Source organism: Streptomyces halobius (assembly GCF_023277745.1).
Taxonomy (GTDB): Bacteria; Actinomycetota; Actinomycetes; order Streptomycetales; family Streptomycetaceae; genus Streptomyces; species Streptomyces halobius.
Window position 1 is genome coordinate 3,441,112 of record NZ_CP086322.1, and the last position, 25,126, is coordinate 3,466,237.

Annotated in this window: 31 protein-coding genes, 1 tRNA gene and 1 pseudogene; 5 read left to right on the top strand and 28 right to left on the bottom strand. The window is 69.0% G+C overall.

Translation table 11 applies throughout. The features are described from left to right. Window positions 1-107: 107 nt before the first annotated feature. The 3 genes from lysA to K9S39_RS15620 form a co-directional block, all read right to left on the bottom strand. On the bottom strand, window positions 108-1,499 hold the full coding sequence (gene lysA / locus K9S39_RS15610; protein ID WP_248863949.1) for a diaminopimelate decarboxylase: 1,392 nt from the start codon (window positions 1,497-1,499) through the stop codon (window positions 108-110). Window positions 1,500-1,527: 28 nt separating this feature from the next. Beyond that, complete coding sequence (nrtL, locus tag K9S39_RS15615; protein ID WP_248863950.1) at window positions 1,528-2,616, bottom strand: ArgS-related anticodon-binding protein NrtL; 1,089 nt, start codon at window positions 2,614-2,616, stop codon at window positions 1,528-1,530. 194 nt (window positions 2,617-2,810) lie between these two features. Further along, complete coding sequence (locus K9S39_RS15620; protein ID WP_248863951.1) at window positions 2,811-3,314, bottom strand: response regulator; 504 nt, start codon at window positions 3,312-3,314, stop codon at window positions 2,811-2,813. 209 nt (window positions 3,315-3,523) lie between these two features. On the opposite strand from K9S39_RS15620, the gene K9S39_RS15625 reads away from it, so the two are divergent. Then, window positions 3,524-3,595: transfer RNA gene (locus tag K9S39_RS15625), tRNA-Arg, on the top strand. A gap of 133 nt (window positions 3,596-3,728) precedes the next feature. On the opposite strand, the gene K9S39_RS15630 is transcribed toward K9S39_RS15625, so the two are convergent. From K9S39_RS15630 to K9S39_RS15705, 16 genes are all read right to left on the bottom strand, one after another. Next, entirely contained in the window at window positions 3,729-5,192 is a 1,464-nt protein-coding gene (locus K9S39_RS15630; protein ID WP_248863952.1) for a tyrosine-type recombinase/integrase, read from the bottom strand. Then, entirely contained in the window at window positions 5,189-5,383 is a 195-nt protein-coding gene (locus K9S39_RS15635; RefSeq protein WP_248863953.1) for a helix-turn-helix transcriptional regulator, read from the bottom strand. Before K9S39_RS15635 ends, K9S39_RS15630 begins: the two co-directional genes overlap by 4 nt. Beyond that, the gene (locus tag K9S39_RS15640) at window positions 5,380-6,537 is read right to left on the bottom strand and encodes an AAA family ATPase (RefSeq protein ID WP_248863954.1); all 1,158 of its coding nucleotides are present in this window, start codon (window positions 6,535-6,537) and stop codon (window positions 5,380-5,382) included. The genes K9S39_RS15635 and K9S39_RS15640 overlap by 4 nt, the downstream gene beginning before the upstream one ends. After that, the gene (locus K9S39_RS15645; protein WP_248863955.1) at window positions 6,534-7,433 is read right to left on the bottom strand and encodes a bifunctional DNA primase/polymerase; all 900 of its coding nucleotides are present in this window, start codon (window positions 7,431-7,433) and stop codon (window positions 6,534-6,536) included. Before K9S39_RS15645 ends, K9S39_RS15640 begins: the two co-directional genes overlap by 4 nt. 90 nt (window positions 7,434-7,523) lie before the next feature. After that, window positions 7,524-8,012 carry a hypothetical protein gene (locus K9S39_RS15650; RefSeq protein ID WP_248863956.1) on the bottom strand — a complete coding sequence of 163 codons (489 nt, stop codon included), beginning with the start codon at window positions 8,010-8,012 and terminating at the stop codon, window positions 7,524-7,526. 1 nt (window position 8,013) lies between these two features. Next, window positions 8,014-8,622 carry a hypothetical protein gene (locus tag K9S39_RS15655; protein ID WP_248863958.1) on the bottom strand — a complete coding sequence of 203 codons (609 nt, stop codon included), beginning with the start codon at window positions 8,620-8,622 and terminating at the stop codon, window positions 8,014-8,016. Continuing rightward, window positions 8,619-8,879 carry a hypothetical protein gene (locus tag K9S39_RS15660; protein ID WP_248863959.1) on the bottom strand — a complete coding sequence of 87 codons (261 nt, stop codon included), beginning with the start codon at window positions 8,877-8,879 and terminating at the stop codon, window positions 8,619-8,621. Before K9S39_RS15660 ends, K9S39_RS15655 begins: the two co-directional genes overlap by 4 nt. A gap of 15 nt (window positions 8,880-8,894) precedes the next feature. Continuing rightward, window positions 8,895-9,080, bottom strand: a complete 186-nt coding sequence (locus K9S39_RS15665; RefSeq protein ID WP_248863960.1) for a hypothetical protein — start codon at window positions 9,078-9,080, stop codon at window positions 8,895-8,897. 19 nt (window positions 9,081-9,099) lie between these two features. Further along, window positions 9,100-9,351, bottom strand: coding sequence for a hypothetical protein (locus K9S39_RS15670; RefSeq protein ID WP_248863961.1), 252 nt, complete (start codon window positions 9,349-9,351; stop codon window positions 9,100-9,102). 140 nt (window positions 9,352-9,491) lie between these two features. Beyond that, complete coding sequence (locus K9S39_RS15675) at window positions 9,492-11,723, bottom strand: P-loop NTPase family protein (protein WP_248863962.1); 2,232 nt, start codon at window positions 11,721-11,723, stop codon at window positions 9,492-9,494. Between the two features lie 79 nt (window positions 11,724-11,802). After that, the gene (locus K9S39_RS15680; RefSeq protein WP_248863963.1) at window positions 11,803-12,138 is read right to left on the bottom strand and encodes a hypothetical protein; all 336 of its coding nucleotides are present in this window, start codon (window positions 12,136-12,138) and stop codon (window positions 11,803-11,805) included. Next, complete coding sequence (locus tag K9S39_RS15685) at window positions 12,135-13,247, bottom strand: DNA cytosine methyltransferase (protein ID WP_248863964.1); 1,113 nt, start codon at window positions 13,245-13,247, stop codon at window positions 12,135-12,137. The genes K9S39_RS15680 and K9S39_RS15685 overlap by 4 nt, the downstream gene beginning before the upstream one ends. Then, window positions 13,244-13,579: a hypothetical protein gene (locus K9S39_RS15690; RefSeq protein ID WP_248863965.1), complete on the bottom strand. Its 336-nt coding sequence runs from the start codon at window positions 13,577-13,579 to the stop codon at window positions 13,244-13,246. The genes K9S39_RS15685 and K9S39_RS15690 overlap by 4 nt, the downstream gene beginning before the upstream one ends. Beyond that, complete coding sequence (locus K9S39_RS15695; protein WP_248863966.1) at window positions 13,576-14,595, bottom strand: DUF2637 domain-containing protein; 1,020 nt, start codon at window positions 14,593-14,595, stop codon at window positions 13,576-13,578. Before K9S39_RS15695 ends, K9S39_RS15690 begins: the two co-directional genes overlap by 4 nt. Then, a complete protein-coding gene (locus K9S39_RS15700) occupies window positions 14,592-14,786 on the bottom strand; it encodes a hypothetical protein (RefSeq protein ID WP_248863967.1) in 195 nt (64 codons plus the stop codon). Before K9S39_RS15700 ends, K9S39_RS15695 begins: the two co-directional genes overlap by 4 nt. Then, window positions 14,783-15,082 (bottom strand): hypothetical protein, encoded by a 300-nt coding sequence (locus K9S39_RS15705; RefSeq protein ID WP_248863969.1) that lies wholly within the window; start codon window positions 15,080-15,082, stop codon window positions 14,783-14,785. Before K9S39_RS15705 ends, K9S39_RS15700 begins: the two co-directional genes overlap by 4 nt. A gap of 374 nt (window positions 15,083-15,456) precedes the next feature. On the opposite strand from K9S39_RS15705, the gene K9S39_RS15710 reads away from it, so the two are divergent. After that, a complete protein-coding gene (locus K9S39_RS15710; protein ID WP_248863970.1) occupies window positions 15,457-16,806 on the top strand; it encodes a hypothetical protein in 1,350 nt (449 codons plus the stop codon). Here K9S39_RS15710 and K9S39_RS15715 read toward each other — a convergent pair. The 3 genes from K9S39_RS15715 to K9S39_RS42095 form a co-directional block, all read right to left on the bottom strand. After that, window positions 16,803-17,705, bottom strand: coding sequence for a phosphotransferase enzyme family protein (locus tag K9S39_RS15715; RefSeq protein WP_248863971.1), 903 nt, complete (start codon window positions 17,703-17,705; stop codon window positions 16,803-16,805). The two genes, K9S39_RS15710 and K9S39_RS15715, sit on opposite strands and share 4 nt — an antisense overlap. Then, complete coding sequence (locus K9S39_RS15720) at window positions 17,702-18,154, bottom strand: GntR family transcriptional regulator (RefSeq protein WP_248863972.1); 453 nt, start codon at window positions 18,152-18,154, stop codon at window positions 17,702-17,704. Before K9S39_RS15720 ends, K9S39_RS15715 begins: the two co-directional genes overlap by 4 nt. 902 nt (window positions 18,155-19,056) lie before the next feature. Beyond that, complete coding sequence (locus tag K9S39_RS42095; RefSeq protein WP_283112323.1) at window positions 19,057-19,365, bottom strand: hypothetical protein; 309 nt, start codon at window positions 19,363-19,365, stop codon at window positions 19,057-19,059. 1,065 nt (window positions 19,366-20,430) lie between these two features. Here K9S39_RS42095 and K9S39_RS15730 point away from each other — a divergent pair. After that, window positions 20,431-20,694, top strand: a complete 264-nt coding sequence (locus K9S39_RS15730; RefSeq protein WP_248863973.1) for a CopG family transcriptional regulator — start codon at window positions 20,431-20,433, stop codon at window positions 20,692-20,694. Next, entirely contained in the window at window positions 20,691-21,104 is a 414-nt protein-coding gene (locus K9S39_RS15735; RefSeq protein ID WP_248863974.1) for a type II toxin-antitoxin system VapC family toxin, read from the top strand. Before K9S39_RS15730 ends, K9S39_RS15735 begins: the two co-directional genes overlap by 4 nt. Window positions 21,105-21,421: 317 nt before the next feature. Here K9S39_RS15735 and K9S39_RS15740 read toward each other — a convergent pair. From K9S39_RS15740 to K9S39_RS15765, 6 genes and pseudogenes are all read right to left on the bottom strand, one after another. Continuing rightward, a pseudogene (locus K9S39_RS15740) lies at window positions 21,422-21,697 on the bottom strand (phospholipase D-like domain-containing protein); the annotation flags it as partial. Then, window positions 21,589-22,605 carry an AAA domain-containing protein gene (locus K9S39_RS15745; RefSeq protein WP_248863975.1) on the bottom strand — a complete coding sequence of 339 codons (1,017 nt, stop codon included), beginning with the start codon at window positions 22,603-22,605 and terminating at the stop codon, window positions 21,589-21,591. The gene K9S39_RS15745 and the pseudogene K9S39_RS15740, both read right to left, overlap by 109 nt. A 98-nt stretch (window positions 22,606-22,703) precedes the next feature. Beyond that, window positions 22,704-22,859: a hypothetical protein gene (locus K9S39_RS15750; RefSeq protein ID WP_248863976.1), complete on the bottom strand. Its 156-nt coding sequence runs from the start codon at window positions 22,857-22,859 to the stop codon at window positions 22,704-22,706. A 415-nt stretch (window positions 22,860-23,274) separates the two neighbouring features. Continuing rightward, window positions 23,275-23,460 (bottom strand): hypothetical protein, encoded by a 186-nt coding sequence (locus K9S39_RS15755; RefSeq protein WP_248863977.1) that lies wholly within the window; start codon window positions 23,458-23,460, stop codon window positions 23,275-23,277. After that, window positions 23,457-23,771 carry a hypothetical protein gene (locus K9S39_RS15760; protein WP_248863978.1) on the bottom strand — a complete coding sequence of 105 codons (315 nt, stop codon included), beginning with the start codon at window positions 23,769-23,771 and terminating at the stop codon, window positions 23,457-23,459. The genes K9S39_RS15755 and K9S39_RS15760 overlap by 4 nt, the downstream gene beginning before the upstream one ends. Continuing rightward, window positions 23,768-24,235 (bottom strand): DUF1648 domain-containing protein, encoded by a 468-nt coding sequence (locus K9S39_RS15765; protein WP_248863979.1) that lies wholly within the window; start codon window positions 24,233-24,235, stop codon window positions 23,768-23,770. The genes K9S39_RS15760 and K9S39_RS15765 overlap by 4 nt, the downstream gene beginning before the upstream one ends. Window positions 24,236-24,631: 396 nt before the next feature. Between K9S39_RS15765 and K9S39_RS15770 the strand changes: the two genes are divergently transcribed. After that, the gene (locus K9S39_RS15770; RefSeq protein ID WP_248863980.1) at window positions 24,632-24,994 is read left to right on the top strand and encodes a hypothetical protein; all 363 of its coding nucleotides are present in this window, start codon (window positions 24,632-24,634) and stop codon (window positions 24,992-24,994) included. Window positions 24,995-25,126 lie beyond the last annotated feature (132 nt).

Genomic DNA, 25,126 nt, shown 5'->3' on the forward strand with positions numbered 1-25,126 from the left:
TGCTCGGTAATGCACCAGTCTCACGCACCGGACGGCACTTTCCGCCCCCTCGTCCGGATGCCGAGACATCTATTGTCATCCGGGTAAACCGTCCCGTGGACCGGCCCCTACCCGACATCCAGCCGCAGGAGATCTTCTTCCGTCTCCCGCCGGACGATCAGCCTGGCCCGGCCGTCCCGGACCGCCACGACCGGCGGCCGCAGCGCGTGGTTGTAGTTGCTCGCCATGGAACGGCAGTACGCGCCGGTGGCCGGCACCGCGAGCAGGTCCCCCGGCGCCACATCGGCGGGCAGGAAGGCATCGCGTACGACGATGTCCCCGCTCTCACAGTGCTTGCCGACCACGCGCGACAGCATCGGCTCGGCGTCCGAGGTCCGCGAGACCAGCGCCACGCTGTACTCCGCGTCGTACAGCGCCGTCCGGATGTTGTCCGACATTCCGCCGTCCACGGACACATACGTCCGCAGCCCTGCCAGCTCCTTGACCGTCCCGACCTCGTACAGCGTGAACGCGGTCGGCCCGACGATCGCCCGGCCCGGCTCGACGGACAGCCGGGGGACGGTGAGTCCGGCGGACCGGCACTCCTTGGTCACGATCCCGGACAGTGCCGTGGCGATCTCCTGCGGCTCCCGCGGATCGTCGTTGGAGGTGTAGGCGATACCGAGCCCGCCACCGAGATCGATCTCCGGCAGCTCGACGCCGTGCTCGTCACGCACCTCGGCCAGCAACTGCACCACGCGCCGGGCCGACACCTCGAACCCCGCCATATCGAAAATCTGCGACCCGATGTGCGAATGGATCCCGACGAGTTCCAGACCGTCCAGCTTCAGCGCCCGCCGTACCGCTTCCGCGGCCTCCCCACCGGCCAGCGCGATCCCGAACTTCTGGTCCTCGTGCGCGGTCGCGATGAATTCATGGGTATGCGCCTCGACGCCGACCGTGACCCGGATCTGCACCCGCTGCCGCTTGCCCAGCCGCTCCGCGATATGCGCGACCCGCACCATCTCCTGGAACGAGTCCAGCACGATCCGCCCGACCCCGGCCGCCACGGCCCGAGTGATCTCTTCGTTGCTCTTGTTGTTGCCATGCAGCGCGATCCGCTCCGCCGGCATGCCGGCACCGAGCGCGGTGGCCAGCTCGCCTCCGGAACAGACGTCGAGATTCAGCCCCTCTTCGTTCAGCCATCGCACTATGGCCCGCGACAGAAACGCCTTGCCCGCGTAGAAGACATCGGCGTCCGGCCCGAAGGCGTCCTTCCAGGCCCGGCAGCGCGCCCGGAAGTCGTCCTCGTCCAGGAAGTACGCGGGCGTGCCGAACTCCTCGGCCAGGGCGCGGACATCGAGCCCGCCGACCGTCACCACGCCGTCGGCGTCGCGCCGGACGGTACGGGACCAGACGTGCGGGTCGAGGGCGTTGAGGTCGGCGGGCGGCCCGGCGTAGTGCCCCTCGGGCAGTACGTCGGCGTGCCGGGGCCCGGCAGGGTGCGCGGAACGACTCATGGCGTGGAGATCCCCTCAAGAGCATTCATCAGAGGTGTGCGGGTGCGGAGATGCCGAGCAGACACAGGCCGTTGGCGAGCACCGTCCCGGTGGCCTCGGCGAGGGCCAGCCGGGCACGGTGAACGGCCAAGGGTTTCCGCTCCCCGACAGGCAGTGGCGGACACCCGTCCTGCCACCGGAGGAAAGCGTCCGCCGTCGCCTCCAGATGCCGCACCATCCGGTCCGGCGCCCGGTACCGGGCCGCGGCTTCGACGGTACGGGGAAACGTGGCGAGAAGCGTGTGAAGGGACCGCTCCGGCTCATCCTCGGTGGGCGACGTGTCCCCCGGCTCACTCCCGAACCCCAGATCCCGGGCGTTACGCGTCAGCGCGCGGGTCCTGGCGTACGTGTACTGCACCCGGAACCGCGGATTGCTCTCCCGCTGCACCGGCCGCTCGGGCAACCGCACCGGATCATGCGCCGCCGGCCGCAACAAGGCCCAGCGCGCCTCATCACCCCCCAGCCGGGCGACCAGCTCACCCAGCTCACCCTCGCCGGCCGGGGCGGCCGGGGCGTGCGTACGCGCCCGCTGCCCCATCCCCGCAGCCACCAGCAACCGCCCCAGCGCATCGGCCACGACAACGGCCCGAGCACCGGAGAGCCCCGGCGGCAGCAGCTCCCCGTCAGGCAGGCGGCCGCCATCAAGAGGGGCCCGCTCGTCCTTCTCGTCCCCCTCGTCCCCCTGGCTCCCGTGCGCGGACCCGCTCCCATGCTCAGACCTGCTCCCGTATCCGGGCCTGCCCCCGTACGCGGAGCCCTGCGCGAGCACCTCCCGTACGAGTGCGGCCCGCGCACCGTCCCCCAGCGTGAAGTTCAAGAACCCCGGTCCGGCGATCTCGACCCGGGCGATCCCGGCGCTCCCCGCCAGCCGCTTCCGCAGAATCTCGGCGACTTCCCGGGCGGGCCGGCCCGCGGGCCCGGCGAGCTGCAGCGCGACATTGGAGGCGTAGTCCCCGCACCCGGCCCGCGGCGGCGGCTGCACCACGATCCGCGCCGGCACGGGCACGGAGAGCTCTCGCTCCGCCACGGCACCGCGCACGGAGCGCAGGACGGTACGGGAGAGCTCGGCGGGGGTCACGGGACAAGCGTATGGGAGAAGGGGGGCGAACACGCGACCCGGTTTCGCCCTGTGGACAGGTGGAGGGGGATGCGGCGGAGGCCGGGACGGGTGCGGGCGCGGGGCGAAGGCGCGGGACAGGGCGGACTGAACGGGACCAGGGCGCGGAGTGGTGGGTCCAGGGGGCGGGCCCGCTGCTCGGCCGGACTACGGGATCAGGCTCCCGGCCGGGCCGCGGGCTCCGCGTCCCCGCCCGCCTCCACCAGCCCGATCCCACCGCCCGCGGCGGCGCGCTCCGCCCCGTCCCCGCCCCCGTCGTCCGCCCCGTACTCGGGCCCGCGCTCCCGCTGCCGCCCCTCGCGCACCAGCATGCCCACGGTCCGCACCAGCTCCGTCGGCTCGAAGGGCTTCGCCAGAAACGCGTCCACGCCCACCGACTCACCGTTGTCCACATCGCCCTGGGTGCACGCACTGACGATGGCGATGGGGATGTCCGAAGTCCGTGGATCGGAACGCAGACGCGCCGCGGTGTGCAGACCGTTGAGCCGCGGCATCACGACGTCAAGGGTCACCACATCAGGTCTCACGTGGTGCACGACATCCAGACATTCGGCACCATCAGCCGCGGTCACGACCTCGAAGCCCTCCAGCTCAAGGTTGACCCTGATCAACTGCCGGATCACCTTGTTGTCATCGACGACAAGGATCCGACCGGACAAGCCAGGCACACCATGAGGCTAGGGGCCCACCTGCGGCTGCGTCCCAGTTTTGCCCACTTCCGCCCCCATGCGGGGGACCTTTCCCCGACCACCGCCGACACGGCCCCGTGATGCGCTAGGGCTCCTCCCCCGCCCCCGAAAAACCCTGTTCATGGACACCCCATCAGAGCTGGTAGGGTTCTACCCGTCGCCGCGCAAACGGCGGCAACGCCCCCGTAGCTCAGGGGATAGAGCAACGGCCTCCGGAGCCGTGTGCGCAGGTTCGAATCCTGCCGGGGGCACTCGCCAGTCAGCCAGCAAAAATCATGCTCTGACTAGGGCGGATGCCGACATGGGAGAGCGGGAGACAGCCTCACTGACTCCCGCTCTTTCTCACTCTCTCTCAGTGTTCGCGACACACCTCCGACACACGCATCAGGCCGTGTCGCCCTCTTCTTCTAGTGCCTTTGCGATCTTCGCGTTGGCGGCTTCCTCGTGGCCGTCGATGCAGCCGTGGTAGCGGCGGTGGATCACCTCTGGCGAGTTGCCGACCCGCCGGGCTACCTCAGCGATGGGCACCCCAGCGTTCAGCCACCGCGTGATGCACACGTGCCGCAGGTCGTACGGGCGCCCGGCCAACGGCGAGTCGATGCGCTCAGGTGGGAGCGCGTACTCCCGCGCCTCCTCCCACACCCGCCAGTAGGTAGACGAGCCGACCAATCCTCCGCGCTCGTTGCCGAACACGCGTCCCTCCTTCGCCGTCCCGAACTCTTTCAGGTGGGCCCGGAGGATGGCGACCAGGACGGGCGGGATGGGCACCGGGCGGTCGCTGGTTGCCTCCCGCGCCTTCAGGCCCCGGCGGTCGTGCCGCTCCCCGGAGTCGGTCCACTGCTTCCCGGAGACGGGGCGCGTCTCCCGAAGCGTCAGTGTGCCCCAGCCCTTCTCCGGCAGGTGGCAGTCCGACAGCCGTAGTCCGACAGCCTCAGCGGGCCGTAGCCCGGCGTAGTACAGGACCGCGTAGAAGGCCACCAGCCGCCGCCCACGGCAGCGATCCCACGACCCGACGTAGGAGACAGCCGTAAGCAACTGCCGGGCCTGTACGGCGTTCACGAGGACGCGCCGGTCGACCACGTCGGTGGAACCGACGTGCTTCCGGCGGGCGCGCTGAAGCGGATTCCCTGGGAGCTCCCCCACGACCACCGCGTGTTCGAGGGCGGTGTTCAGGGCGCGGCGGCGCCGCTTGTACGTGTCACCCGCCGCCGGGGTGCCGTCCAGCTTGTAGCTGATGCGGTACAGCACGTCCTCGAACACCTCGGGGGCGGCCAGGTCGACCAACGGCCGGTCGGCCGTCGTGACCCAGTCGTACGCGGCCTTGAATTCGGCCGGCGGTTCCTCCCCCGCGTTCGCGGGCACGACCCCCCACCGGAAGGCCAGCCGAAGGGCCTCGTCGTCGGGAACGCCGTCTCCGCGCTTCACCATGGCAAGCGTCACGGCCGCAAGGCCGTCGGCCATGCCCTCACGGGTCTTGCCCGCGCCTGTACGCCACCGCCCGGCCACATACTTCCGGCAGAACTCGAACCACCGTACCGGCGGCTCAGCATCCGCGGCCTCGGCCGCTTCCGCCGCCGCGCGTACCTCGGACTCAGGCAGGCCCGATTCGATCTCGAAGGCCTCACCGCGCCGGTTCATGGCATGCCACAGCTCGTTCCGTCGGCTCTCGGCGAGCGCGTACGTGGTGAACGTGTCACCTTGCACCTCTCCGGCGACCACCCACCGAAGACGCCACGGGCGCGACTTGCGCCCAGTCTTCGAGATCTTCCACAGCTTGACGTCGAAGGAGTAGCCCGGCCGGGCCGACCCGCGAGGGCGCCCGGCAGGGGTGTCGTTCTCAGTGCTCACGCAGCGTCCTCCCGCTCCGCAAGCCAACGCTCGTACTCCGACCGCCGGATCCGCACGTCGCCGTTCGGAAGCTTGATCGAGCGGGGCCCCTTCCCGAGTTGGCGCCACCGATAGAAGGTCGACGGGGCGACCTTCAGATCAGCGATGACCTCCTTGACGGTCATCTTGTCGTCCGCTGTACGGGCGCTCATGTCGCCATCCCTTCGGCTTCGTCCGCACCGGACAGGCCGGACAGCTCCAATTCCGACTGTCCGGGGTGTTCATGCTGGTCAGATGGGGGGACCGGACAGCCGGACAGCTCGGACACCTCTTGGCCGCTCTGCGTCCGGGTCTCGGTATCCGGGTAGTACCGGCCGCTGGCGTCCTTGCTAAGCTGTCCGGCGTCGGCCATGCGGTTGCACGTGCGCCGGATCGTGTCGATGTCGACCTGCGGCAGCTCTCCCGCCATGTCCTTGGGCTTGGCGCCGGGGTTGGCGCGGACGTACCGCAGGATCGTGGCGCGGGTGTCGCTGACGGTGTGGTCGGAGACCGGTCCGTCCAACAGGTGCCAGGTGCCGGAGGCGGGTTGGAAGCTGAGGGCGTACTCGGCTTCGTCCACGTCGCGGCCGGTGACGTGCAGGATGCCGTCCGCCTGTCCGCGGGCCCGCTTCAGTACGAGCGTGGCGTCCGCGGCACCTGCGATGCCGTTGGTGCCGGAGACCTCCGTCAGGAAGTCCTCGGAGCCTGCCTTGCGGACATGGTGCACGAGGACGACAGCCACGCCGTAGTGGTCGGCGAGCCGCTTGGCGTAGCCGACGGCGACATAATCCGCGTCGTACGCCGACACCCCTTGTGGCGCCTGCCCGCGCATCTTGGCGAACACGTCGATGACGACCATGCGCGCGTTGGGGTTGCGCTCCAGCCACTGGGCGACGGCCTCGGTGCCGCCCTGGGGGAAAGGCGGGCACTCGGTCACGAGGGTGAGCCCGGCGGGCGCCTTCTGTCCGCCCAGGAGCTTGCCCATGCGGGTCTGGAGACGGCGCGGGGTGTCCTCCAGAGCGAGGTAGAGCACCGGGCCGCCCTGAACGGGCACGGAGTCGAACGCCTTGCCCCCGGCCGCGACTGATAGGCCCAGTCCCAGGGACAGCCATGACTTGCCGACCTTGGGCGGTCCGGCCAGCACGCTGACGCCCTCGGCGAGGATGCCGGGCACAGCCCATTTCGGCTCGGGGAAGTGGGCGGCCATGAGCTGATCGGCCGTCCACGCGGTCCGCGGGCGCTCCCGCTTCGGCGCCGCCAGCGGGGCCGTTTCGGGGTCGCTGGGCACGGAGTACAGGTGCAGCGGCGGGATGGCGTTCGTGCTCATGCTGCGACCGTCCGGGGGCGCCGTTCTCCGGCCCTGAGCCCGGAAGCGATGGTGCGCCGTGCCTCGCGCTCGCCCTGTCCGACTTGAAGCGCGGCGGTCAACAGCCAGCTGGTCACGTCGGCCTCGCTCAGCTCTCCCCCGGCAACAAGCTGTCCCAGGGCGACCGAGGCGATGTACAGCGCGTCGTTGTGCTGGTGCGGTCCGGAGCTGGTGACTCGCTCCACTTCTCCGTTGGCCGCGGACCGCAGGAAGGCGGTGCGCCGTCCGCGACCGGCGACGGCGACCGTGATGGGCTTCTGTGGGGGCAGCGGGGCCGGGCGCAGCAGTTGGGCAAGCCAGCCCGGCAAGGGCGCCACGGGCACGTTGTGGGCGACCGTGTAGGGGCGTTGGCCGAAGGTGCTGCCCGCGCCGACCACGAGTCCGCCGACGGCGCGGGTGTCGACCTTCCAGCCCAGCCCGCGGGCGCTGTCCCCGGCGGTGTTGCGCAACACCTCGCCCTTGGGGGCGGCGAAGTACAGGTGGGTGCCACCGCTCCAGGTGCGCACAGTGTACGTGTCGGCGGGGAAGGGCTGGCCGTGGCGGTCGCAGAGGAGGGCGAGCACGTCGGCGCCGTCCGTGACACCGTGCTGGGCCCAATCCGCCGGCGGGGTGTCGGCGGGGTTCTTGGGCCGGTCCAGGTCGATGACGACCAGGCCGGAAGGGCCGGTGGCGATGCCGACGTTGTACGCGGCGCGTGCCCAGCCACGGGTGATGCGCTCGCGATCGGTGGTGGCGTGCTGCTCCCAATCGGCGATCGCGGGCCGCTTGTCGGCGGGAACCAGGGGGAAGACGTGCCAACCGTGCGACGCTGCGGCAAGCGCTGCGGCAAGCTGGGCGGAACCGTCCAGGTGAGGCATGCTGGGGGTTCTCCTGTTCTGTCTACGGATGGGCAGGGAGAACCGCGGCGGCGGGCGACCTTGCTGGGGAGTCCCGCCGCCGCGGCGTTGCTACTGGTTCTTGGCCCAACGGGCGTACTGCTGGCGGACGTAGGCGCGGGCGTTGATGCCTCGGGGTACGCCGTCGGTGTCGAGCAGGTATACGGCGGTCGCGTCCGCCTCGTCGGTGGCGGTGGAGGTCTGTTCGCCGGGCTCTGCGGCCAGGGCGATGCGGTCGCGGAGCGCGGCATGGCGCAGGTGCCATTCGCGGTCCAGGTCCTCTTCCCAGCCAGCGACGGCGGCAGCTTGGTTGATCCACTGGCTCTCGCTGTCGATGCTGGGAGCGTTGGCGTACGCCTGCTCCGGCGTCGGCCACTTCGAGGCGCTGGGTGCGGTCTCGGTGGCCTGCTCCGCCTCCATGTCGGCCGCGTACGCCATGTCATCGAGCTGCAAGAGCAGTTCGCCGAGCTGCCGGCGGGTGATGTCGCGCGCGTAGGGCTCGGTCCAGCCTTCGCAGTCCAGCTCCACGGTCACGATCTCGGTGGGGTCGATGGTGTCCATCTCAGTTCTCCTTGGTGATCTCGATGGCGGGCAACTCAGGCAGTCCCGCGCGGGTGAGTTCGGCCGAGTTGAAGCCGGGAAGGGCGGCGCGGGCGGTGATGGCTTGGGCCAGGGCAGTGGCGTAGGCGGCGCCCTCGCGCGCCACCTCGATCTGTGCCCCGGCCCGCAGGGCTTCGACGCGCTCCACGTGGGCGTGCTCCTCGCGGCGCTCGCCGATGTGCCGCTCGTGGGCGACGGCTTCGCGGCGTTCGGTGCGCCAGTGCCGCGCGGCCAGCCCGTATGCCACGGCGGTGGCCAGCGCCCACAGGAGCAGTGGCAGCGAGATGCCATCGGCGTATCCGGCGACTCCGGCCAGGGCGAGCCCTCCGGAGGCGGCGAACGCGGTCCCTGCAAGCACGCCGTCCCCGGAGGGGCCGACGGAGGCGCACGCGCCGGCCGCTGCCGCTGCGGCGGCGAGCACAGCCATCAAGACCGCGTTGCCGATGGAGTGTTCGGCACCGTTGGCGTTCCAGATCCGGGCCAGGATCAGCACGGTGGAGGTCGCCAATGCGGGGGCCGCTTTGGGCAGGGCTGCGGCGAGCCAGCGCCGGGCGGTGGTCTGCTCGTTCATGCCGCGCCTCCGGCGAGGTAGGCGCGTCCGGCGTCGGTGATCGTGACCGGAACGGCCAAGGGGTCGTCCCCGCTGACTTTGAGCAGGCCACGGGCGGTGAGCGGGTAGAACGTGCGCGCCTGCACGGCGTAGCAGTACGGGTGCTCGGTCAGCCGCCACCGGCCGCGCGGGGCCGCGTGGAAGGTGACGCCGTCGCCGGAGTCGTAGGCGGCCACCATGCTCAAGAGCTTGAGCACGTGCTTGGGCATGCGGGTCATGGGATCTCCGTTCGGTTAGCTGCCGATGGCGTGGGCGAGGGAGGAGATGAGCTGGTTGATGGTGCGGCGGGCGCCGGTGTCGGCGAGGTAGAAGCCGAAGAGCACTGCGATGACGGCGGCGCCGATGCCGAGAGCCTTGAAGCGGATCAGCAGGGCGACGACGATGCCGAAGAGCAGGACGAGCGGGATCGTGAGGGCCACGGGGGCTCCTTCCGGTGGGTTAGTGGGTGCCGTCGCGGTAGATCCGCTGGGTGCGGTTGAACAGCCACCGGCCAAGGCGGATGCGCTTGCCGGTGGTCTTGCAGCGGCGGCAGTCCTTGCCGCGCTTGAGGCGGCCCTTGCGGTCGGTCTTGGTCTGGAAGCCAAGTCCGCGGCACTTGCGGCAGTTACCGAACGGGCTGGCCGTACACAGAGCTACGTAACAGAACGTGACGAGTATCAGGCAGGCGATAGCGGCGGTGGCGAGGGTCATGAGGGCCCTTCCTGGGCGGTTTTCGGGGTTTCCGCTGGTGGGGTGCTATGCGCTAGATCGCTGGTGGGGTGGAATTTCGGGTGCTAGCGGGGGTGCTACCGGTAGCAGGTGACCCCGCTACCAGTAGCAGCCCGTTGGGGTTATGCGACGCCCCGGTTTTCGTCACGCTCCGCAATCGTCTTCATGAGGTCGGCGCGGACGATGCCGCGGCGCGTGGTGCGATCTCCGTCGTCGGTGGTGCCGGCCACGCCGGTGGTCTTGATGCCGTGCGGCTTCAGCGCGCTGGTGACGTTCTCGCCCTTCCAGCCGCCGTAGACCTCGGGCCGCAGCTCGGCGAGCCGGGCGGCGATCCGCTCGTTCCACACCCGCTCCTCGCTGACCGGAACGACGGCGGCGACATCGGCAAGCAGGTCGTAGGTCGGCCCGGCCGGGGTCTCGGACTCCTCACCGAGGGCGAAGCCGGACAGGGTGCCCTCGGCCTTGCGCAGCGCGAGTGCGCGTTGGGCGATGGCATGGGTGGCGTTGTCGTCCAGGTAGGCGGTGCGCACCACCACGGGCAGGGGCCCGGCACCGCCGAGGTAGCCGTTACCGGCGTCGATCTCGGGCCGGAAGGCGGTGGCCCGCACGCCGTTCTTGTAGGCGCTGGTGCCAAGGATCATGTCGTTCTCGACCTGGCCGGCAACCCTCAGACAGAAGCGGATGGAGACGTTGCCGCTGATGCCGGTGGGCAGGGAGTCCTTGTCCGGGCGCTGGGTGGCCAGGACCAGGATCACGCCGAGCGCGCGACCGAGCTTGATGATGAACTCGGCATCCTCACCCGCTTTCTTGCCGTACTCGGGATGGGCGAACAGGTTCTGGCACTCGTCGAAGACAGCCAGCAGCGGCCACAGCTTCAGCGAGCGCTTGTTGGCGATCTCGCGGGTGATGCGCTTGTCGGGGCACAGGTCGCGCGGCAGTTTCTTGATGGCCGCGGCCCGGCGCATGACTTCCTCGCGCAGCAGCTTGAGGGAGTCGGCCGCGTACTTGATCGACTCGTCATCGATGCCGGAGACGAACCGGTGGGAGACGCAGGACAGGGAGTCCAGGTCACCGGTGCCCTTGTTCTCGTGCAGCCACAGTTCCACGGACGGATCCAGGGCCGCCCCGCACGCCAGCACGCGCACCGAGGCGGTCTTGCCCTGTCCGGGCTGTGAGCCGATCAGCACGTTGTGCTGGATCAGCGGGACCGACTGGGCCCGGCCGCGGGGGTCCAGGCCGAACGGGATGCGCTTGAAGATGTCGTGGCGACGGGCGCCGGCGAGCTGCCACTTGACGATGCCGGTCTTGGACAGGTCCCGGTCCCCCACCCACAGGATGAGTCGCCCCTCGTGCTCGTTGGGGTCGGCGTCCGGCCACACGCACCCCAGCGGACGGCGCAGGGCGGAGGCGAGTCGGGCACGCCGGTCGACGACATCAGCAACCGTGACGCCCAGGGGAAGGTCAATATCGGCGCGCCAGCCCGGCCCCTCACGGGTGACGGGCGAGGGGAACTTGACGCCGTCCTGGCCCTTGGCGACGGCGGAGGCGATCTGGGCGATGCCGATGGAGGCCATGGCCTTGACGACGATGTCGCTGGTGAGCTTCTGCACCTCGGTCTTGATGACCGCCCGCGTCGCCAGCGGTGCATCGGCCGGCGCCCCCAGCCACCCGAAGGTCAGCACCGCCACCACGGTGGCGATGAACTGCGTGACCGGGTCGGCTCCGTAGACCAGGTAGAGGATCCCGGCGAGCGTGATGAGAGCGCCCAGCAGGGTGACCAGGACGCGGAGGCGTACGCGGCGGTCACGCTGGCGGGACAGCTTCAGGTAGATCTCGGAGTTCTCCCGGCGGGCCTCGGCCTGCCGCAGCGGCTCACCCTCGGCGTCCACGGCCCAACGCCCGAGCTTGTTGAGGGTGTTCAGTGCTCCGCGGGGGGAACGCCAGACCAGTTTGGGGGCGTAGAGGAAGGGGACGCGCAGGCCGTGGAAGGCGGCGGTGTGGCCGACGTGCCCGGCGATCCACCCAGCTGCCTCCTTGAACTCCGCGCCCGACTTCATCCACGGCGGGATGACATCGAGACGCTTGGCGCCCTTGATCCGGTCGAGCAGTCCCGGGCCCGACTCGGTCGGTGTCGAGGAGTCGACCAGAGTCGGGCGGGAGTCGTCCAACTCCCCCTCGCTCCGGTCGGCCGACTCGGCCGCGCGGGAGTCGGGCGACTGGTCGGAGGTGGGGTCGGCCGACTCGGCACGGGCCGCCCGTGCCTTGTTCAGGTCGACCACGTCGCCCGAATCGGGGGCGGTCATTTCGGCTTCGAGTCGGTTGAACAGTTCGTTCTCGTCGTCGGGGTGCTTCACTGAAGCTTCCTTCCATTCCATCGGGAGGGGTGGCGGGGCCCGGCCGCTGTCTTGGTCGGTTGTGACCGGGCCCCGTCGACTACAGGTCGAACAGTCCGCACTGATCCGTGGTCGGGATGGAGGTCAGCTGCTTCACGATCCGCCGTGCGGCGGCGAGGCAGCTGGGGCACCAGGCCCGCAGCTCCCCGACGGGGAGAGCCACGGCCTGACGGTCGGTGATGGACGGATCGGCCGACGCGGCCATGAGCCGGATCGGACCGCCGTGCTTGCCCGCGTAGCCGTCGTGCTCGCGCGGGCAATGTCCGTCCGACTGGGCGTGCGGCTGGCCACACGCTCCGGTGCACTGGCAGCGCCAGCCGGCCGCAGCCATCACGGCGCGGAAGAGACCGGCGGCGGCGATCGGTTCTGTCCTCATGCCGCCCGCCCCCGTTCCTGGTGGCCGTCCTCGACGGCAGCGGTGAGCAGCTGGAGGGCGTAGGCCGCTTGCTGCGGCACCACGCCGTTTCCCAGGGCCTTGAGCTGGGCGGTGCGGGACAGCCCCGGCACGCTGGTGACGTGGCCTGCGGGCAGGCCCATCAGCCACTCCACCAGGGGTGGGTTCAGCCGTCCCAGATCGTCAGTTGGCCTGGGAGCGGGACGGCCGATGACCTGCGCCCACCGGTCGACGGCGACGCGGTAGGGGCCCCAATCCGGTGCGCCGCCGAGGGGAGCGTCAAGTCCCCCTTGCTGCCACGCTGGTTCGGCCCGCCCTTCGTCCCGTCCGTCGCCCTCGGTGTCGGCAGCAGTTTCGCCGCGTCCGTCAACGTCGGCCCGAAGCCGCTGCCGTACTCCGTCCCGTCCTCCCGGCGGTTCCTCGTACCCCGGCTGTCCGCCAGTGTCGGTGTCGGCAGCAGGGAGACGGCGTGCCGCAGGTTCATCCCGCCTTGTGTCGCATGCCCTGTGCCGGTCGCCTCCGAGGTCGACGGTGTCGGCAGCAGGGAGGCCACGGCCGGAAGACCGTCGGGGTAGCCGGGGCCCTTGGCGTCCCGTGCCCTGGGGGTCGGTAGGCCAGGCGAGGAGGAAGAGGCGGTTGCGCTGGTGGGCGGCGCCGATGTCGGACGCGCGAAGAGTGCACCACCGCGCATCGAACCCGCCGGCGGCAAGGTCGGACAGGACGGTGCCGAATCCCAGGGAAAGGTGCCCTGCGACGTTCTCAAAGACCGCGTAGCGGGGTCGTAGAACGCGAAGGGCGCGGGCGATGTGGGGCCAGATGTGCCGGGCATCTTCGGTTCCCTTCCGCTTGCCGGCAGTGCTGAACGGCTGGCAGGGGTAGCCGCCGCACACGACATCGACCGGCTCCAGGCCCTGCCAGTCGACGGCGGTGATGTCGCCGAGGTTCGGCACGTGGGGGTGATGGTGGGAGAGGATGCGGGACGCTCCGGGGTCGTTGTCCGCGACCCACGCGAGGGACCCCCCGAACACCTGCTGTACGGCCATGTCCAGACCGCCGTAACCGGTACACAGCGAACCGATCCGGCCGGTCATGCCGCCACCCCCAGCGTTTCCGAGAGCTGGCCGTAGGCGTGGACCTCAACCCAGGTGCCGCACCACTCTGTCTCGGCGGTGAGCGCATGCGAGGTGGGCAGCATCCGGTACGTCACTGACTCGGCGCGAATGCCGAGAACTTCGCGCCACAGCTCGAAGTCGTCCAAGCCGCGGTGCAGGCTGATCACCACGGCCGGCCGGTCACAACGACGCTGCGGGTCGTACACGGTCTGGACACTCATGTCGGTGGCCGGCAAGTGCCCGAACGCCTCGGACAGACGGCCAAGGGTGTCGATCGCGGGCACCAGGCTGTTAAGGCTCTCGGCACTCATGCTGCTGCTCCCTCGCTGTGCTCCGTCTCGGCGGGCTGGTCGGTCTCGATGGCCTCGGGTTCCGGGCGGAAGCGGGCGACTTCGGCGCGCTCGGCCTTGAGGGTGTCGCGCAGCATCCGGGCGTTGTCCTGAGAGATACGGACCGCCTTGCGGATCGCCTCGGCGTTGACCGCGTCATCCGCCCACTCGGCCGTGACCTCACGCGCCTCGGCCAGCAACTCCTCCGCAGTCCGCTGGGCCTTGGCACCCTTGGCCATGGGCTTGGCCTTGGTGGTGCGCTTGCGCGGCGCCTTAAGGGCCTCCGGGCCCGGCGGCTCCGGTGCCTCGGGGGTGCCGGGTGGCAGTTGCTCGCTCGCGGGGGTCAGCTCTCCCAGCTTCAGCAGCACGCGTTCCGGGCGCGGGGTCTTCGACCGCCACCGCCGTCCGTGCCGCTCCCGCAGCCGGGCGCGGGCCATCTGCCGTTCCCTCTCCCGCTTCAGCGCCTCGGAGTACGAAGTGATCTCCCACAGCGTCATCCGCCGCCACAGCGCGAACGTCGACAGCGGGGCCAGCATCCAGCGGGAGAACCGCACCTTCTCCATCCGCCGGCCGGTGGCGGCGCCGATGCGCACGGCGTAGACGTGGGCGCCGATCTCGGAGAACACCACCCACAGCAGCGGCATCGTGCCGTGCGCCACCTTCGCCCACACGTCTTGTCCGGCCGCGACGTTCAGTCCGCACGTGACCAACGTCAGCGCCCACGGCACGAACCGCACCCACGCCAACGCCATGTCCATCCGGATCAACAGCAGGTTGGCCACGGTGAACACTGGAATGGCCACGTCGATCCCGACCGGCAGCATCCACGGCTCACTGAATCCCCACCGTGCGGCAGCAGAGGAGACCGCGTCGAACGAGGCGATCAAACCCAGAGCCCCGACCCCGGCCGCGGCCAGCGCGCCCAATCCGGCAAGGCCCATCTCCGGGCGCGTCAGCGGCGGCACCGCCGGGCGCGCCGTCTCAGTTGCGGTCGTCATCGCGCACCGCCGTTCCGGCGCCCGTTCAGCACCCATCCGGCGAACTGCATGGCGAAGCCGACGGAGGCAATGCCCATCAGGGCCCGGTTCCCGGTCGCCAGAGCGGCGACGGAACCGGCGAGCGCGACGGCCACGCCCGTAAGGACCAGGGCCAGGGCGAGACCCTTCGGGGTGGGGGTCTGTGAGGTCATGCCGCCACTCCCCTCCGGGAGGACCGGCGGCGCCAGGCCGGGCGCGCCAGCGGGACGACGTTGAACAGCTCCGGGGCATGCGCCTCGATCACCTCGGCGGCGATGCGGGCCACGTCGTCCGGCAGGTTGCTGTACTCGGGGTCGGCGAGGATGTCGCGCGCCGCGTCCAGGCGGGCCGCGCGCTCATCATCGGTCTCGCCGTCCACCCCGAGCCACAGCTCAACCGGGGTGCCGAGGGCGAGTTCCACGAAGTCCTCAGTGGAGACGGCCCGTTGATGGCCAACATACGTGCGCATGGTGCTCTCCTGAGTTGAAGGAACAGGGAGAACCGCGGCGGCGGGCGACCTTGCTGGGGAGTCCCGACGCCACGGCAACGCCACACCAAGCATGGTGTGTATTACCTACCACTCACGTTGGCAGATCGATTCCTGGCCGTCAAGCGCTCTGCCTTCGAACCCGCAACCGCCGGCCTGCCTCGCGGTGGTGACTCAACCTTCGCCAAGGTGACGGGACTTCGGGAGCGTGCACTTGGGGGTGCACTCGTGCACTCCTGTGTGCGAACCCTCTGCACACCGGGCCTGACCTGCGTAGAGTGACGGTGAGCCAAGCTGAGGCTTCGGCCGTTCCTGGGGGATCCATGGCATACCCGAACGCCAGACTGGCCGCTCTCATGGATGAGGGCGACTTCTCGCACAAGTCGCTCGCCCGAAGGGTGGTCGTCGCCGCGGCCCGCTCCGGTGTGGACATCACCTGTGATCACACGTACGTCAGCCGGTGGCTCAAGGGTTCCATCCCACGGGGTGACATGCCACGCTTCATCGCTGATGCCATCGGCAGCAAATTGGGGCGCCAACTCACAATCGATGACATCGGTATGGGCGACGCGGCGGTCTCCGCCGTACAGCCTGACCTCGGCCTTGACTTCGCGGACCGTCCCGAGATTGTCACCACCACCGTGGCCGACCTCTGGCGCGCCGATCTCGCCGAAGCCGAACCGCTGGTTCGAGCGTTGCCAGACTCCGCCGCATGGAACGAAGCGTCCGTGCGCTGGCTCGTGTCTCCGCCGGACGGCGAACTCACACGCCCGGGCAACCGGGCCGTCGGAGCCGTAGATGTCGAAATGGTGCGCTCAACTGCCGATGCATTCAGCATGCTTGACGGCAAGTTTGGCGGTGGCCATGCACGGCGCGCGCTGATTCAGTACCTGCACACGGACGTGCGCCCTATGCTCGACGGAACGTACTCCGATGCCGTCGGTAAGCAACTCCATTCGGCGGTAGCCGAAGCCCTGATGCTCGCCGGATGGATGTCGTACGACAGCGGCCTGCACGGCATCGCCCAGCGCTATTTCATCCAGGCGTTGCGCATGACCCAGGCTGCCGGGGACCGGCTATTGGGCGGGAGCGTCCTCTCTGCCATGAGCCATCAGGCCACATTTGTCGGGCGCTACCGTGAGGCCGCTACTCTGGCACGTGCCGCGCTCACGGGTCCGGCCGGAAGTCTCACCCCGACAATGGCCGCGCAGTTCCGGGCGATGGAGGCGCGGGCCCTGGCCAGATTGGGCGACGCGCGAGGATGCGACCTCGCCTTGTCCGAAGCAGAAAGCCAACTCGGTCTGCGCACCCCGGACAGCGATCCGGCGTACATCGCGTACTTCGACGAAGTGGAATTGGCAGCGGAATTCGGGCACTGCTTCCGTGATCTGGGGCGCTCCGTCCAGGCCACCGAGCGGGGCGCAGGATCCATCTTCGGCGACGGCCTGAACAACCGCAGTGATTTCTTCGCGACCATGGTGCAAGCGGAGGCGTACATCAATCAGGGTGAGGCCGGTAAGGGCTTCGAGATTGCTCTGAGCGCGCTGCTCCTCGGCGAGGGGCTGAAGTCGGCACGCTGCGTGCAGTACGTGCGGGAGTTCCAGGGGCGCATCACGGACGGGATGAAGCGGGCCGCGGAGTTCCGTAACTTCACGGAACAGGCCCGCGGCTTCCGCCTCTGGCAACAGGTCGGGACTCAGCCCTAGAACGGTGCCCAGTCGCGGCGCGAACCGCCTGAACGCAGGGTTTCTACGCGCTTCTCGACTTCCTCGGCCGCTCGCGGATTCGTGCCGGCGTTCTGCGAGAGCCACGTGACCATGAGCAGTTCGCGGACGCCGCGGAGCACGGCATATCCCGACCACTGCCGGACATCGAAGCCGTACCCCTCGACGAAGTCGGCGTATTCAGCCTCTGTGTGCCAACCGAAGCTGTCGTAGTACATGGCCGTCTGCATGAGGTCCCACTCTCGCGGGCCCGTGACGAAGCCGTCCAGGTCGATGGCCTTCGGGTGTCCAGCTGCGTCAAGGAGGACGTTGCCGACGTTGAAGTCTCCGTGCACGGGCCCCGCCGGGAGAGCGAACTGTAGACGGTCGTACTCATCCGCCAACTCGTCAGCCAGAGACCCGAGATACGCGCGCGTTCCGGCAGGAATCACGGCGCGCTCCAAGCGATCTCCGACCCTGTCGAAGGGGCGAAGGGGAGGCAGGGAAAAGGGCGGCGGTTCCAGTTGGTGGAGCCGCCGCAGCAGTTCGCCCATCTCGCGCGTACTGGCGTACGTGTCGCCGTCGGCCAGTCCCTCCCAGAAGGTCACGGGGTGGCCTTCGATGACGACGGGCTGTTCCGACTTCGTGACAAGTCGTGCCGCCGGGTATCCCTCGGCAGCGAGCCATGCGGCTACGGCCACCTCCCTACGCACGGCCGGCAACCGGTCGGGACTCCGGCCTACCCGGGAAATGATCCGGCCGCCATCGATGCGGAAGACTGCGTGGTCCCCGAACCTCAGCATCTCGATGCCGTCCGGGTCCACGTCGGCGAGGGCGCATGCCCTCCGGAGGATGCCCTCAGCCGCGGCCGCGTCGAACACGGTGTGTTCGCTCGTCCTCATGCCGTCCGGTCCCCCTGTCCGACGGGCAGAGCACGGACTTCCCGACCCCGTGTCGCCCCCTTGCCGATGAGCCCTTGGCCTTCCATTTGTGCGATGGCAGAGCGGACAGCGGTCCGTGACGCGCCGAACTTCTCGCACAGTTCCTTCTCGGTAGGGAAGCGGTCTCCGACCTTGACCCCCTTGGCCCGCAAGAGATCGGTCACCTTCTCGGCCAACGGGCGCCGGTCCCCGGTCCCCGCCACGTACCAACCGGCCCCCTGCACCGATTCGATCAGCCCCTCGCTCTTGAGTACGGCCAGGGCCCGTTCGATGGTGCTGCGGCTGACGCCGTGGGCGCTCATGAGCTTCGCCTGAGACGGCAGAGCCTCCGTGATCTTGCCCTCCTTGATTTTCTGGCGCAGAGAATCAGAGACCTCCAAGTACGTACCTCGCGGACTGGCCTGCGGCACGTGGCCTCCCCTTCCAGTTACGTGGCGGCTTCCCCTACCAGCGTCCCACTCGCCCGGTTGATCGACACCTAGTGTCCCATCTGTCCGGCTGTCCGGTTACGCCTCTCACCTGCATAAACAGTCCGGACAGCTCAAAGCGCTGGTGTCCGGGCTGTCCGGTCACAGACGGCTGTAACACCCTGGGGACCCACGGGTGTTACAGCCCGTCGGCGAAGCCGACCTCTCAATGGGCGTAGGAGCCGGAGGCGACTTCCGATCTGCTCGCCCCTGCGCCCTCGCGACACACCTCCGACACACTCTGTGTCGCCGCGCACCCCCTGTCCGGCTCCGTCGCAGGTCAGACGGGGTACAGGGGTACAACCAGACAATCACTCCGGAGCCGTGTGCGCAGGTTCGAATCCTGCCGGGGGCACCGGAAATCAAGGCCCTGACCAGCGGAGACGCCGGTCAGGGTCTTTCTTGTGCATACCAAAACAGCAACGGCCCACAGGGCCATGAGCGCTCACTGCCCCATCGGCTCCGACTTGGGCCTTTGCGGCACCGGACGGAAAAAATCCCAAATGTCCGACCCCGTGAGATCACCTCGCACGGGGCATGCGCGGGACGGAGGAGCCACAAGGCAGGGTTCTCCCGACAGGAAGCATGCCTTGACCTGCGTGTTTATCAACCAACCCGGGCTGAACTCATACGGACGGACAGGCCGTGTGACTTTCTGGAGACGCTTCAGCCGACCAGGACTTGACGGGGTCAGCATCGCCCTCGGGGAGACCGTGTTCAGGCAGCTGCGGGCGCAGCGTCTGCTGCGCGACGGGCTGGCCGATGTGCGCAGCTCCGGGACGGCCAGGCGGTACGCCTTCCGCAGCGTGCCTCTTCCACTCGCTTAGAGGGGTTGGACATGCTCTCTACTCGTACTGGTGGAGGAGCTCTTCGATGCGCTGATTGCCGATGGCCTGGCGTCCGTAGAGGCACTTGGCACAGCGAGCGAGCAGCACTTCCACGCTGTTGCCAGCGCGTTCGGCGACCTCGGTAGGGTCAACTCCGGCATTCAGCCAGGTGGACAGGGCAGAGTGCCGCAGGTCGTAGGGCCGGGCCACGAGCGGGGTGGCTGACAGGTGGGAGGGAAGGCCGAGAGTGCGGGCTTCATGCCAGACCCGGTCGTAGGTACTGGAGGAGAGAATGCCTCCGTGCTCGTTGAAAAAACAGCCGCCCATCATCTGTGGTGCCGAAGGTGTCGATGATTTCGCGCCACAGCTCGACCAGTTGGGGCGGCAGGCGGCACTACCCGGGTATCGCCGGCAGGGCGGCACTTGAGCCCGCGCTCGTCATGCACGTGCCCGGTGTCGGTCCACCTCTTGCCCGCATGTGGCAAGGTGCGGTGCAGGGTGACGTGGCCGCATCCCTCGGCGGGCAGTTCGCAGTCCGGCAGGGCAACCGCGACCGTTTCGGCAGGACGCAGCCCGGCGTAGTACATGCCGGCGAAGAGCCCGACGAGCCGTCGGCCGCGGGCACGCCGGAAACCGCCGACGTAGGAGACCGCACACAACAAGGAGCGGGCCTGCGTGGGGTTTGCGACCACCCGCCGGATCGACCTGCTGGACAGTCTCGGCCGCACGCCAGTTGATGCGGGCGAGCGGGTCGGCATTCAGCCTGCCTTGCTCAAGGGCGTACCGCACCGCATTAACAAGGATCTTCCGCTTATGCCGCTGGGTTTCGGCAGCAGCCGGCAGGCCGTCCTGCCTCAGACGCAGGGCCTCCGACACGGACCGCGCCACAGCCGGATCCAGCAGGTCGGTCAGCGGGCGGGGGGCGCCCGCCACCCAGCGCAGGGCCAGACGGACGTCGGCCGGCATCTCCAGGTACTCAAGCGCAAAGGCGTACCAGCTGGTGACGGCCACACGCCCGGAAGCCGAGCCGTGGCCAGCGTCGATGCGGGTCTGTTGCGGGGCACCGCTATCCCGGACGGCCCGGACCAGCGCGGCAGCAATTTCGTTGGCCAGCTCGCTGACCGTCACCACCCCTGCCGCGGCGGGACCACTCCCCCTTCCTGCGGCCAGACCCCTTCCAGCGCATCTCCTTCCGGGGTCGCCGCGCACTCGACATGCCGTACCTCTCATGCCGCCCACCACCTCTCTGATCAGGTGAACGCACCAGGCGCACGCGTCAATGGCACCCACAATCTCCGTGGGCCCATCTCAGGCGACGCCGGAACGCAATGGGCGCCCCGCGCGACGATCACGAAATCCCCCAAGAGGAGCATCAGGGGTAGGATAGATAGCATGAGTGAGCCTACCGGCAAGTACTCGATCACCATGCCGCGCGACATCGCGGAAGCCGCCCGCGCCCGCAGCGGCCCCTCCGGCCTGTCCGCCTATGTCGCCGCGGCCGTCGCCCGCCAGATCGAACGCGACAACCTCAACGAGCTCATCACCGTCGCCGAGGCCGAGCACGGCTCCGTCACCGACGATGAGATCCAGGCTCTGCGTGACCAGCTCCACCAGGCCCGTCGCGAGCAGACGAGCAGCGGGGCGGACGCAGCGTGACGCGAGCCTCCGCCGTGCCCGGCGGCACGCTGGTCCTCGACAGCGAGGGACTGGCAAAGGCCGTGCTTCGCGACCGCACGGTCACCGGCTGGCTCGCCCTGGCCCGCGCCGACGACATGCGCGTCATCACATCCGCCGCCACCCTCGTCGAAGTGGTCCACCCCCGGATCAACCGCCCGGCCCTGGAGTGGACCCTGTCTCGTCTCGTCGTCGAACCGATCGCCGAGCCCATTGCCCGCCACGCCGCCGCCCTCCTCGCCGATGCCGGCGTGCACGGCCACAAGCACGCCATCGACGCCATGCTCAGCGCCACCGCCCTCTCCGCCCCCGGCCCTGTCAGCGTGCTGACCTCCGACCCGGAGGACCTCACCGCGCTGTGCGGCGGACGCGTCACCGTGATCAAGGTCTGAAACAGCGCCCGCCACGACGTGGTGAGGATCCCGGACTTGCGCACCTGCGGATGGGACTGGCCGCCTCGGTGCCGGTTCCCCGACCCGAACCGCACCGCGGCCTCCCACACCCGGGACCCCTTCCGTGCCGGGCACGCCCGGTTGGAGCACCGCCAGTACCAGGAGCCGTTGCCCCGGCGGCGTAGGTCCACGTCGTCCCCCTTGCACGCACTGCACCGCGGCGACCGTGCGCAGTCCTCCGCATGCTCGTGGGCGAGGATCTTGCGGGCGAAGTGGCCGCCCCTGATGGTCAGCATCACCTCACGCGAGCGGCTCTGCGAGAGGGAGTTGAGGCTGCCCAGCAGAACCGTGTGCTCATCGATGACAACGATCTTCTGGTGCATGACGTTGACGGAGACGACGGTCGGGACCACAGCCCGCAGCTGCTTGACCAGATGGGTCTGTTTCTTCTGGCCCGTGTCGTAGGGGTCGCGGACAAAGACCGTTACGCGGACTCCACGGCGTACGGCGTCTTCCAGCACCGGAAGCAGGCTGAGGAGGCGTTTCGCGGTCCAGGGGGACCAGATCCACAGGGAGGTGCGGGCTTCAGACAAGCGGTCAGCGAAGGTCTCGTAGAACGAGATCTCGTCGTCGACGTCGGAGACCTCGACGTGGCGAGAGAGGACATCGGCGAGGCGGGCGCCGAACGGGCCGAGAGGATGTCGGGCCGTCCGCCGGGCGCGATGAGCTGGGTGGCGGGGACCGAGCGGGCGCGCCGGTCGTGGATGAGTGCGGCGAGCTTTCCCAGGCCCGTCTGTTCACCCGCGGCGAGGATGCGGCTGCGGCTTCCGACGACGTACAGCCTGGTCTGTACGCGCGTCACGGCGACGTTGAAGAGGCGTACGCCGTTGCGGGCCCATGGTGTCGCCTCGGGAGCACGGGATGCATGGGACATCCAGAGGCCGTCGCCGTAGTCGTCCTCCACTGTGTCGAAGACGACCACGGGGAACTCGCGGCCCTGGAAGCGATGCGCCGTCCCGACTTCGGCGAGCCGGCCGTCACTCGCCTCGTGGTCCCGGAGTGCTTCCAGGGTGGCTTCCGCCTGTACCGGGTACGGCGTGACGGCGCCGACCGCCTCGCCGTCCTCGCGGTGCAGTTCGGTCAGTGCCCGCGCGAGCAGGGAGCCGGCCGGCCACCATCCCTTGCGACGGCCGGTGCGGTGGGCCTCAGCGAGGCTCTGGAGTCCGTCGGTGTCGATGATCACGACCTCAGGGTCGTCCGGTTCGTGCCGCGCGGCACGTTGCTCGATACCCGGGCCGGGTTTCCGTACGCCGTCGTACGCGAGGCTCATGACGTCGTGTCCGAAGCGGTGCTGGACGTCCAGGACGACACAGCCCGGGTGGTTCACAGCGGCCGAGGGGGACTCGACGCCGAAGTGTTCGTAGACCTCGCGCAGGATCCAGCGGGCTATATCGGGCCGTTTCCGGGCATCGAGTTTCGGCAGGACGGGACCGAGCTGCATGGACCGGCGTGCAAGGCCTGCGGCCACGGCATCAGCGAAAGCCGCCGCGGCCTTTCTTGAGGGACGGCATCGGCTACCTCGGCTAGGGCGGGGCGAGGTCAGTTGCCCTGTTTCGCCCTGCGTCGACGCCGCCCGGCGATCACCAGCTCGGCTGCTGTGCCGACCGCGAAGACCAGAGCGGTCGCCGCATAGCAGACCCGGAGCCACGAAGGGCGATCAGAGTCCGAGAAGGCGAGGAATGAGAACCAGGCCACCCCCAGAAGAAACCCCGCGAGCCGCCGGGCAGTTACCTGCGACCGTGGCGCATTGGTACGGACCTCCGACATGTTTCCTCCGGCCTCTCGACGATCTCGAACCGGCCGCATTGCCGGGTCATGCTCACGCCCGTTTGACAGAACTCACTGATCTTCATACACGGGATCGAAAGGTGTCCGAGACCAGGGCCGGCAGGTCTCGCTCCTCCAGCCCCATACTCTGAGCAAGGCCGACGAGCTGACGGCATGTCTCCACCACGAGAGCTCGATCGCCGGGTGACCGGCCGCTGACGACTGCTCCACGGCCGCGTCGCAGTTCGATGAGGTTGTCCTGCTGGAGCAATTGGTAACCCCGCAGGTGGCGATCTGCTCCGCCAAGGGGACTGACGAGCCGTGATCGATGGTCACCAGCATGTCATCGGCTTTCTGATGTCTGCGACAGGCAGGAGTTGATCAGCGCAGCGGCAGATTCGGCGTCGTCGATGGTGATGACGAATTGCGTGCCATTGCTCAGCGAGAGCCACAAGGCATCCCCGCTGCGGAGGGAGATCGCGCTGAGGCCCGGGTTCCACCGGTAGCCCCAGCCGCCCACCTCAGTCACCCGCGTCCACCGGCCTGTTGCTTGCTTGATCCGGGGCAGGGGAAACGTCGCCGCAGGAAGGGCAGTAGAGCTGATGCCACCGTCACGCCCTGCTGGTCGACAGTGACTCTGATCGCTCCCGTCACCAGGAATGCGGCGGCTGCGGTCAGCGACCAGAGGCAGAGCGTGCGGTATTCCGGATTGATGGCGGCGATAGTCAGGAGGCCGATGGCCAGCACGGTGCCGGTGGCCGGCATCCATCCGCAGAACAGGAGCCGACGCCATACGGCTACTCGGCCGGTGTCGTCGCGATCAACCGATTGCCCCTTCACGCACGCCTCCGGCCAAGAAGCCAGCCTATGGCAGCGGCAGCCACTCCGACTCCGACCGCGATAGCGAGCTGGTACAGGGGGAGCGTTATTGCCTGACTCCCGGAAGTCTGCGTGCTCGCCTGCATGGCCGCGATGAGGTCGTACGCGGTGGCAGCGGCCAGGGCCCAACTGAGGACGATGAGAGATCGTTGCCCGCCCGTCCGTTGCTTGATGGAGAAGGCCGCTACGAGCAGACCGACGAACTCGATCACGAAGATGAGGCAGTACTGAGCAATCGCCGAGCCGGGTGAGCTGAAGCTGTTCGCGGTGCCGTCGGCAGTGAAGTGCGTGGCTATCCTGCTGGGCAGCGCATCATGAAGCGCTGCGAACGTCATGGCGACTGCGACTGCTCCCGCCACAAAGGGGGCGGCCACTAAGAGGATTCGCCTGGCGGCTCCCACCTCGGCATTGGACTGTGCAGGCATGGATTTCAACTCCGTTCCTCAACGCATTGTTCGCTTCGCTCTAGAACAAAGGGTCAGAGTTCCTCAAGGGTGCCGCCCATGGGGCAGCTACCTGCCACGGATCGGATTACGCGTTGCTCATGATCACCACGTCAGCCGACATACGGCCCGGGTGCCATGCACGGGCGCTAGCACTTCGACGCTAGCGCCCGTTCTTCGTTGCCCACGTACTTTGGTGCGGCCCTCGGCCCGGCGGGCGGGACGGGGCCTTCTCGGCCACGTGGCCGTACGGGGGTTTTCCGGTGTTCCAGCCCAACTTCGCCTCGGCCTCTTCGGGCGAAAGTCGGCCACTGCCCCGCATCGCGAGCGGGCTGAGGATCGATAAGGTGTGCTATCGGTCGAATGGGGAGGTGCGGCATGGGGTGGCTGTGGATGGTGCTCCCCGCCGTAATGCTCGGCGGGGGCTGGATCGTCGAGAACGTCCGGAGTGCGTTGAAGACCCGGCACAAGCGAAAACTGGAGCTGCTCGACGCCGCCCAGCGGCGTCAGCTCGCGCTGGACGCGGCGAACCGGCCGCCCGAGCCGGTCTGCGGCTGTACTCACCACCTCGCCACGCATGACAAGGCCGGCAGGTGCCATGAGGTGGTCGAAGCACCGACCGCCTGGGACGCCGAACGCAAGCCGCTGCGTTACGAGTCACGACCGTGCAACTGCCAGCAGTACATCGGCCCCGAACCACTGGGGACGGTCTTCGCGGCGGAGATCGTAGACCCACGCTGATCGCGGCAGCGGCCGAGGGCGTGCTCGATGCTCATCCGCACCCCCGCGCATGCCCTCAGCAAGCCCATACCCGTGCCGTGCGGGCCCGAGGGCCGCCCATCGCTCAGCGGTCAACCGCCCCTTCGCGGATGA

Bases quoted from the DNA above. Each gene is read 5' to 3' on its own strand.
- lysA (WP_248863949.1), bottom strand. From the start codon at position 1,499: ATGAGTCGTTCCGCGCACCCTGCCGGGCCCCGGCACGCCGACGTACTG.
- K9S39_RS15635 (WP_248863953.1), bottom strand. From the start codon at position 5,383: ATGAGCGCCCGTACAGCGGACGACAAGATGACCGTCAAGGAGGTCATC.
- K9S39_RS15640 (WP_248863954.1), bottom strand. From the start codon at position 6,537: ATGAGCACGAACGCCATCCCGCCGCTGCACCTGTACTCCGTGCCCAGC.
- K9S39_RS15645 (WP_248863955.1), bottom strand. From the start codon at position 7,433: ATGCCTCACCTGGACGGTTCCGCCCAGCTTGCCGCAGCGCTTGCCGCA.
- K9S39_RS15650 (WP_248863956.1), bottom strand. From the start codon at position 8,012: ATGGACACCATCGACCCCACCGAGATCGTGACCGTGGAGCTGGACTGC.
- K9S39_RS15655 (WP_248863958.1), bottom strand. From the start codon at position 8,622: ATGAACGAGCAGACCACCGCCCGGCGCTGGCTCGCCGCAGCCCTGCCC.
- K9S39_RS15660 (WP_248863959.1), bottom strand. From the start codon at position 8,879: ATGACCCGCATGCCCAAGCACGTGCTCAAGCTCTTGAGCATGGTGGCC.
- K9S39_RS15670 (WP_248863961.1), bottom strand. From the start codon at position 9,351: ATGACCCTCGCCACCGCCGCTATCGCCTGCCTGATACTCGTCACGTTC.
- K9S39_RS15680 (WP_248863963.1), bottom strand. From the start codon at position 12,138: ATGAGGACAGAACCGATCGCCGCCGCCGGTCTCTTCCGCGCCGTGATG.
- K9S39_RS15685 (WP_248863964.1), bottom strand. From the start codon at position 13,247: ATGACCGGCCGGATCGGTTCGCTGTGTACCGGTTACGGCGGTCTGGAC.
- K9S39_RS15690 (WP_248863965.1), bottom strand. From the start codon at position 13,579: ATGAGTGCCGAGAGCCTTAACAGCCTGGTGCCCGCGATCGACACCCTT.
- K9S39_RS15695 (WP_248863966.1), bottom strand. From the start codon at position 14,595: ATGACGACCGCAACTGAGACGGCGCGCCCGGCGGTGCCGCCGCTGACG.
- K9S39_RS15700 (WP_248863967.1), bottom strand. From the start codon at position 14,786: ATGACCTCACAGACCCCCACCCCGAAGGGTCTCGCCCTGGCCCTGGTC.
- K9S39_RS15705 (WP_248863969.1), bottom strand. From the start codon at position 15,082: ATGCGCACGTATGTTGGCCATCAACGGGCCGTCTCCACTGAGGACTTC.
- K9S39_RS15710 (WP_248863970.1), top strand. From the start codon at position 15,457: ATGGATGAGGGCGACTTCTCGCACAAGTCGCTCGCCCGAAGGGTGGTC.
- K9S39_RS15715 (WP_248863971.1), bottom strand. From the start codon at position 17,705: ATGAGGACGAGCGAACACACCGTGTTCGACGCGGCCGCGGCTGAGGGC.
- K9S39_RS42095 (WP_283112323.1), bottom strand. From the start codon at position 19,365: ATGGGCGGCTGTTTTTTCAACGAGCACGGAGGCATTCTCTCCTCCAGT.
- K9S39_RS15730 (WP_248863973.1), top strand. From the start codon at position 20,431: ATGAGTGAGCCTACCGGCAAGTACTCGATCACCATGCCGCGCGACATC.
- K9S39_RS15745 (WP_248863975.1), bottom strand. From the start codon at position 22,605: ATGCAGCTCGGTCCCGTCCTGCCGAAACTCGATGCCCGGAAACGGCCC.
- K9S39_RS15765 (WP_248863979.1), bottom strand. From the start codon at position 24,235: ATGCCTGCACAGTCCAATGCCGAGGTGGGAGCCGCCAGGCGAATCCTC.
- K9S39_RS15770 (WP_248863980.1), top strand. From the start codon at position 24,632: ATGGGGTGGCTGTGGATGGTGCTCCCCGCCGTAATGCTCGGCGGGGGC.